A 7,856-nucleotide genomic window follows, 5' to 3' on the forward strand; every position below is an offset into this window, starting at 1 on the left:
CTCCATCAACCAATAATCAATTGGTCAGTATTATTTATTTGAGTCCAGTGGCTAACTTATTCTTGAAATTTAGGGAAGTAAAATGATGCTTAAAAGAACGAGCTAAAATGATGCATATGGCCCAAATAATAGGCAGATTGATGAATTTAGTTGCGCTGAGCCGTAAAGTTGCTTAAAATAGGTCCGTATAGCTATATACACACCTATTGTGCGATCCTTGCCTAGCTGAATTGTTAGACAAGGGTCGTTTTGATTTAGGGGAGATTTTAATGAAAAAACGCAGAATTATCTTAATCATCGGTGGCGTCCTGGCAATTCTAGGGCTGGCAATGCTGGTTTGGGATTTTCGCCATGAACTGATGCTGGTGCTTGATCCAACCACGGCGCATCGTCACCAGTTGATGCGACTGATCCGATCGCATGGGGCCGCTGATATTGTCTTATTGACTATTGTGATTGGACTTTTAAACGCAATTCCTGGTATGTCCAATTCGCTGCTCTGCATTCTGGCGGGATTATGCTATGGACCATTGACCGGTTTTTTGATGAACTGGACCGGCAACATTTTGGGCAGCTGTCTGGTGGTGTGGCTGATCAAGCATATCGACGTTTCGAAAAAAATTAAAACCAGTCGCCTGCTGACGGCACTGACCGACCAGCGCCACCCCTTGATTGGTTTGACAATCGGCTATATGATTCCCGTAATTCCCAGTGTTTTGGTCGATTATGCCGGAGTTAGAATGAAGCTTGATCGTTGGCATTTTCTGCTGATGATTGCTGGTGGGATGCTGCCGACCTCCTTTTTGTATGCATTTGGTGGTGATGCGCTGTTCAATGCCGACTTCAAGCGCTGCAGCGGGGTGGTAGTCGCACTGCTGATTTTGATTGCGATGTATTTCTTGGTTCGGCGTCGGATGAAAAAAACGGCCAGTCCAGCAGTCTAACTATATCTGAAAACTAAAAACACCTCGTTTGGTCATTTGCCAAATGAGGTGTTTTTGAAATATTTATTGAGCCAGATAGGCTAAGAAGCGTTGATAATCTTGATCAACCTGTTCGCTATATTTAATCGCCCAGTTGGCTAAGCCCTCGTCCAATTGTTTTTGCTTGCGCAGATAGCCAGCAATTCGTGGTGCTGTTGGACTTTGGAAATGTGCCATGGCCAAAAGAAAACTGCAGATTTCGGCATAGACGCTTAGACTTTCCAGATCCAGGCGGGTAGCATCGATGGATTCCTTCATATCACGGAATTGGCGCAGATAATAGCCCCGACCGTCAAAATGCGTACTGCCCAAAAATGGATCCGAGGCCGACTGCAGCACCTTTTGAGCCGTAACGATGCGGCGTCCAGCGTTAAGGCTGCTTTTGATTGATTCGGCAACTGGCATGGCTAATAAGTTATAGCGCAATGGCAGGGCTTCTTTCATCTGCAAAACCAGGTGACTGCCATCGATCCCAGTCAACAGCAGCAAAAAGCAGCGCGTACCAAAGCTGCCAACTCCTACACTGTAGCGGATTACATCTGAAAGATGATAGCTGGCCAATAAAACGCGGACGTCTTCTCTGACATAGTTGCGGTAACTGTTAAACGCTGCTTGGATTTGTTTGAACGTTCGATCGCTGACGTGACGTGCACGTGGCGGATTTTCCCGAAAAACGAGACGACCGCGCAGATCAAGCGTAGTGAATTTTTTGATGACCATTTCTGAGTTGTTTTTGGGACTCTTTTTGAGAATTCGGTCAATGATGCGACTCATTTCGGCACGATCTGTGTCTTCCAATGAGTTTAGAGTCTGCATCATGTCATGAATCTCATATGAGAAATAAAAGCGCTGCAAAAGGCTCAAGGTTTCGGCATGCTTGACGCCGCGTCGATAGACCTTGCACATGCTGCCTAAAAGCGTCCGCATGCGATTAATGTCAAACTCGTTTTGCAAGCCGACCAAATAGGTGCTGACCAGCAAGCGTTTTAGGTCGCTTTCCCAGTTGCCGATTCTGGCTTCGTCAAAATCATTTAAATCAAAAAGCAGTTTGCGTTCCGGTGAGGCATAAAATCCATAGTTTCCCAGATGCGCGTCGCCGTTGATGATAATTGAGATACCGCTTTGAAACTGCTGCTTGAGGTCTTGTTCCATTAATTCGGCAGTACCACGAAAAAAAGCAAAGCGACTGGCAGCCATGCGTTGATGACGCAAAGGCAAAAGTTCTGGGATCATCTTGGCTTCGGTCAGCTTGATCAAATTAATTGGATCGCGCTGAACAGGGACGTATTCGCCGAGTTTTTCGACTGGAACCCGGCGTCTTTGCAACTTGCCATCGTTTTCCAACTCGGCTTTGGTGGCGTTGACCTGGACCTTTTTAAGATCAAAAACATCCAGAGGCTGATTGAGCATCACTGACAAAACTTCCTTCACATGTTTTTCAGCTGCCAGACCGTACCATGAGCATTGATGCGTTCACTAAAGCCTGCCCATACCTGACATGGATCATTGAAGAACCGCAACGTCAAGACGTGCTCGCCATCATTGACGAAGATCTCGGCTAGTGAGTGATCGATAAAGACATCAAGCTTTAATGGCTGATCGGCTGGCAGATCTACGCTGCGTACCGTGCCAAAGTCAGGAGCGACAGGTTGGCCGGCATGACTGCGATCTACGCTTAGTTTACCAGTCCGTGTATCAAAACGCACCTGCAAACCGGCAGAAAGATCTTGCGAAGCTGTTAAAAAGAGCGTCCCAGCTTGGTCGGCAGCAATGTCGACTTCCATTTCAAACTGCCGTCCAGTCTTGATATGGCTGACGTTGCCGTTGAATGACTCGGCTTGACTTCGCAATTCTTTCATTGCTGGGACCGGTTTTTGAATTAGGCGTCCGTTTTGGTAGTGCAGCTCCTTGACCTGGCTTAAGCAATTGGCCCAGTTCTCTTTATCAGTTGGGTAGGAAAGATCGGGAAGCCCAACCCAGCTGATGGCATAGGCTTGGCCATCCGGAGCATTGAAGGCCTGAGTTGCATAGACGTCAAAGCCATCATCTAGATTGACGGGAGTCTGCGAGCTGTTGATCAGTTTGGCTTGCTCATAGTCAAATTCATCGCCAGTCAGATACATATTCGGGTAAATGTTTTCATAATTGGCAACCTTTTTATCCAAGCCTTGAGGACAGAAGATCAAAACGGGATAACCGTCAACATTGATCAGGTTGGGACATTCGCACATATAACCCATCGAGTCTTTCATACAGTCAACGTAACCCACTTCATGCCAGCCATCGATCAGGTCATCACTGGTCCACAAATCGATGTGACCTTCTTCGGTTGCCTTTTCCTGTGCCCCGATAATGGCATAGTATCGACCATCATGTTCAAGCAACTGTGGATCACGGAAATGCTCGCTGATGTGGTCAGGATTGACAAATAGTGGCTGGTCCAGCTTGGTTACGCGGTTTTGCTCATCCATCCAGGCGCCCAGCTGGTATGGTGTTCTTTGCCAGTCTTGGTTACGATGATTGCCGGTATACATCAAAAACAAGCGATCATCGATGGTCCGTGCCGAACCGGAATAGGCTCCATGACTGTCGTATTCGGTATCGGGTGCCAAGGCCAGACCGTGATCTTTCCAGTGCACAAGATCAAGTGAGGTCATATGCATCCATGACTTCAGACCATGGGCGGCACCAAATGGAAATGACTGGTAAAAGACATGCCATTCACCATTGTAATAGGAAAAACCATTTGGATCGTTTAAAAGACCAGAGCTTGGCCGAACGTGATAATGCATCTGATAAGGCGAATTATCAGCCTGAGCCTGCAGTTTTAATAATTCTAAGGCGCTATGCTTTTCATAAGGCAGATAGCGCTGCTCGCGAGTCCATTCCATAATATTTAACTCCTTACTGTTTTAGATAATCGGAAACTGATTTGAAAGCGCTGTTTTACCTTCTAATTTTAAGGAGTTGAATGCTTTGTGTCAAACGTTTATCAAATATCGGCAGCTGTCAGCCGCATTTGGCAATGAGGAATGTTGTCCAGTAGGTAGACTTCGGAAGTCTGCTTGAAGCCAAAGCTGCCATAAAACTTGGTTAGATAGGCCTGCGCTTCAATCTCAACGTTGAGATCAGGAAAATGGGTTGAGATATAGTCTAAGACGGCCTTGAGCAATTGGTTGCCCAGTCCCTGCTTACGGAATTTTTCAACGACCAGCACGCGGCCAAACGTCACATAGTCCTTTTTGGGCATGATGCGCGCGCAGGCCATCAGCTCGTTGGTCTGATCGTTTAGAATTCGGACGTGAAAGCAATGATAGTCATCATCATCGACTTCTTGGTAATAACAGGTCTGCTCAACAACGAAAACCCTGGTGCGTTCCTTAAAGATCGTTACCAGTTCTTGGGGTGTCAGTTCGTCTGTTTTTTTAATATCAATCATGATAAACCTCTTAATAATGTAAATCTGAATCTGCGTTATCATTTACTTGTAGTCTTAGTATAGTTTTTTAGCAAGCGAGGTGGCAATATGGAAATAAATGAAAAAATTCCTGAAACAATGCATGCCTGGGAAGTCGTTAAGCCCGGTCCGGTTGATGGCGAGACCTCACCATTGAAATTTGTGGAAAAGCCGGTACCAAAGCCTAAGCGTGGTGAGATCCTGGTCAGGGTACTGGCCTGTGGCGTCTGTCATACCGATCTGCACGTCAGCGAAGGCGATCTACCAATTCATCAGCCAAACGTTACGCCTGGTCACGAAATTGTCGGACGAGTAGCGGCATTTGGTGATGACACGCAACGCTTCAAATTAGGCGAGCGCATTGGGATTCCTTGGTTTCGGCATGCTTGCGGGGTTTGTCATTTTTGCCGCTCAGGACGTGAAAATCTTTGTCCGCATTCAATTTATACCGGTTGGGATCATGATGGCGGTTATGCCGAATACGTCACTGTCCCAGAAGGATTTGCCTACCGGATTCCAGAACGTTTTGACGATCTGACGGCTGCACCACTGCTTTGTGCCGGGATCATTGGTTATCGAGCCTATCTACGTGCCAACGTGCCAGCAGGTGGCCGACTAGGGTTGTATGGATTTGGCGGATCAGCCCATATTACGGCCCAAATTGCCATCAAGCAGGGAATTGAGGTGCATGTCTTTACACGTGGCAATGATGCTCAAAAATTTGCACTTCAGCTAGGTTGTGCCTCGGCGCAGGGAGCCTATGACAAGTCACCGGTGCCGCTTGATTCAGCAATCATGTTTGCACCAGCTGGCCAAATGATCCCAAACGCCTTAGAGAATCTGGTATCAGGTGGAACATTGGCATTGGCAGGAATTCATATGAGCGATGTACCGACAATGACCTATCAAGAACATCTCTTTCATGAAAAGGTAATAACCAGTGTTGAGAGCAATACCAGACGCGATGGTGAGGAGTTTTTGACCCTGGCCGATCGATTGGATATTCATCCAAAGGTTGCTGAATATCCATTAAAAAAAGCTGATGAGGCACTAAGACGCGTTAAGCAGGGTGACATCGATGGGGCGTGTGTCCTGCGTGTCAGTCAATAATTGGTTAATATTTAAAATTTTTTTAAACTCGTTAAGGGGATCTAAATGCCTATAAAGCGGGATTATATGTCAACCCATTGTCATTTTATTGGTAAAAATAAATGTTAAACGATTGACATTCTGCAAAAAAAAGGTATGATAAATAACAGTAAAAGCGCTTACAGATTTTAACGTTTATTTATTTTATTTGGTTAGCAATGCAATTATTTATCTGGGGAGAGCAATTATGGATCATAAACGAGTCGCCCAAACCGTTGTCAAAGCGGTGGGCAAAGATAATATCGTGGCTGCTGCACACTGTGCCACGCGGCTTCGTTTGGTGGTCAAGGATGATTCCAAGATCAATCAAAAAATGTTGGATAATGATGCTGACATCAAAGGGACGTTTGAAACGAATGGTCAATACCAGATCATCATCGGCCCTGGTGATGTCAACAATGTCTATGATGAAATGGTTAAGATTACCGGTTTAAAAGAAATGTCAACCGATGATCTGAAACAGGTTGCAGCTAAGAACCAAAAGACGAATCCAGTGATGGCGTTTATCAAGCTGTTGTCTGATATCTTCGTACCGTTGATTCCAGCCTTGGTTGCCGGCGGTCTTTTGATGGCTTTGGACAACGTGCTGGCTTCACCTGGTCTGTTTGGTCCCAAGTCAGTCATTCAGATGTACCCTTCGCTCAAGGGCATCGAGTCAATGGTCAACGTAATGTCGGCGGCGCCATTTACATTCCTGCCAATTCTGGTTGGGATCTCTGGTGCCAAGCGGTTTGGCGCCAACCCATTCCTGGGCGCGGTTGTTGGTATGATGATGACCTCGCCGCTGCTGCAGGCGGGCCACTTCTGGAACGTCTTTGGTCTGCACGTTTCAATGCAGCCGTACACGGGACAAGTTATTCCGGCATTGGCTGCAGTTTGGATTCTGTCAATCTTTGAAAAGTGGTTTCACAAGAAGCTGCCAAGTGCGGTTGACTTCACGTTTACGCCGCTGTTGTCGATTCTACTGACTGGTTTTCTGACGTTTACCATCGTGGGTCCAGTTATGCGGGATCTTTCCGACTGGATCACGGCTGCGATTGTTTGGATCTACAACACGCTTGGCTGGGTCGGGACTGGTATCTTTGGTGCCTTCTACTCACCAATTGTTTTGACGGGGCTGCACCAAAGCTTCCCAGCCATCGAAACGCAATTGATTTCAGCCTTTAAGTCAGGTACTGGTTATGGCGACTTTATCTTTGTCGTTGCGTCGATGGCTAACGTTGCACAAGGGGCTGCGACGACAGCGGTCTACTTCCTGACCAAGAACAAGAAGATGAAGGGCCTTTCCAGTTCGGCTGCCGTTTCGGCTCTGCTGGGGATTACGGAACCAGCCATCTTCGGGGTTAACCTGAAATTGAAGTTCCCATTCTTCTGTGCTTTGATTGGTTCGTGTGTGGCCAGTGCCTTGGCTGGTATGTTCCACGTTATTGCCGTATCGCTCGGTTCGGCTGGTTTCATTGGCTTCCTTTCAATCAATGCCAAATCGATTCCGCTTTATATTCTGTGTGAATTAATCAGTTTTGCGATTGCATTTACGGTTACGTTCTTCTACGGCAAGGCCCACCGCAACTTGGTTGACCCGGTTACCGAGGCTGAAGCTGATGCCGAAGCCAAGGCCGTTGAGGTTCAAGCAGGAGCAACTGCTGCTGAGCCGGCCAGTGCCGTTAAGAATGAGGATGTCTTGAGCCCAGTTGATGGTAAGGTTGAGGATCTGTCCAAAGTTAAAGATGAGGTCTTCTCCCAAAAGATGATGGGTGATGGCGCAGCCGTTGTACCAAGTGATGGCACCATCTACTCACCAGTTGATGGTAAGATTACCGTTGCCTACGCTACTAAGCACGCATATGGCATTACATCTGATGATGGGGCCGAAATTCTGATTCACGTTGGTTTGGACACGGTTAACCTGAAGGGCGAACACTTTACCAGCGCAGTTGAGCAAGGGCAAACCGTTAAGCGCGGCGACAAGCTGGGAACGGTTGACCTCAAGGCTGTTGAAGCAGCGGGCTACGACACTACGGTAATGGTCGTTGTTACCAACACGGCTAGCTACGCCAAGGTTGAACACGTAGCAGAGGGCGACATCAAGCATGGCGAAAAACTGATTCAAGTTGCCAACTAAAAATCAAATACCTTCTCTGCATTAATGCAAAAGCAGCTCGATTACTGGGAATCGGGCTGCTTTTTTTATATTGAGTATTTACAATCTAAGTGCAACAGATTTTAAAAAATAAACCCATAGCGGGTAGAATATGTTTAACGACCAA

General features: G+C 46.8%; 6 protein-coding genes. 3 read left to right on the forward strand and 3 right to left on the reverse strand.

The window, feature by feature from the left end:
• Window positions 1-269: 269 nt before the first annotated feature.
• On the forward strand, window positions 270-944 hold the full coding sequence (locus QOS03_RS08675; protein WP_283576125.1) for a TVP38/TMEM64 family protein: 675 nt from the start codon (window positions 270-272) through the stop codon (window positions 942-944).
• Between the two features lie 63 nt (window positions 945-1,007).
• On the opposite strand, the gene QOS03_RS08680 is transcribed toward QOS03_RS08675, so the two are convergent.
• The 3 genes from QOS03_RS08680 to QOS03_RS08690 all read right to left on the reverse strand — a co-directional run bounded on the left by QOS03_RS08680 (window position 1,008) and on the right by QOS03_RS08690 (window position 4,422).
• Entirely contained in the window at window positions 1,008-2,393 is a 1,386-nt protein-coding gene (locus tag QOS03_RS08680) for a DUF2252 domain-containing protein (protein WP_283576126.1), read from the reverse strand.
• 17 nt (window positions 2,394-2,410) lie between these two features.
• The gene (locus tag QOS03_RS08685; protein WP_283576127.1) at window positions 2,411-3,874 is read right to left on the reverse strand and encodes a sucrose-6-phosphate hydrolase; all 1,464 of its coding nucleotides are present in this window, start codon (window positions 3,872-3,874) and stop codon (window positions 2,411-2,413) included.
• 101 nt (window positions 3,875-3,975) lie between these two features.
• Complete coding sequence (locus QOS03_RS08690) at window positions 3,976-4,422, reverse strand: GNAT family N-acetyltransferase (protein WP_283576128.1); 447 nt, start codon at window positions 4,420-4,422, stop codon at window positions 3,976-3,978.
• 87 nt (window positions 4,423-4,509) lie between these two features.
• Between QOS03_RS08690 and QOS03_RS08695 the strand changes: the two genes are divergently transcribed.
• The gene (locus tag QOS03_RS08695) at window positions 4,510-5,550 is read left to right on the forward strand and encodes a zinc-dependent alcohol dehydrogenase family protein (RefSeq protein WP_283576129.1); all 1,041 of its coding nucleotides are present in this window, start codon (window positions 4,510-4,512) and stop codon (window positions 5,548-5,550) included.
• Between the two features lie 226 nt (window positions 5,551-5,776).
• Window positions 5,777-7,711 carry a sucrose-specific PTS transporter subunit IIBC gene (locus QOS03_RS08700; RefSeq protein ID WP_283576130.1) on the forward strand — a complete coding sequence of 645 codons (1,935 nt, stop codon included), beginning with the start codon at window positions 5,777-5,779 and terminating at the stop codon, window positions 7,709-7,711.
• The last annotated feature ends 145 nt before the right edge of the window (window positions 7,712-7,856 follow it).

This window comes from Limosilactobacillus pulli, from assembly GCF_947381555.1.
GTDB classification, from domain to species: domain Bacteria; phylum Bacillota; class Bacilli; order Lactobacillales; family Lactobacillaceae; genus Limosilactobacillus; species Limosilactobacillus pulli.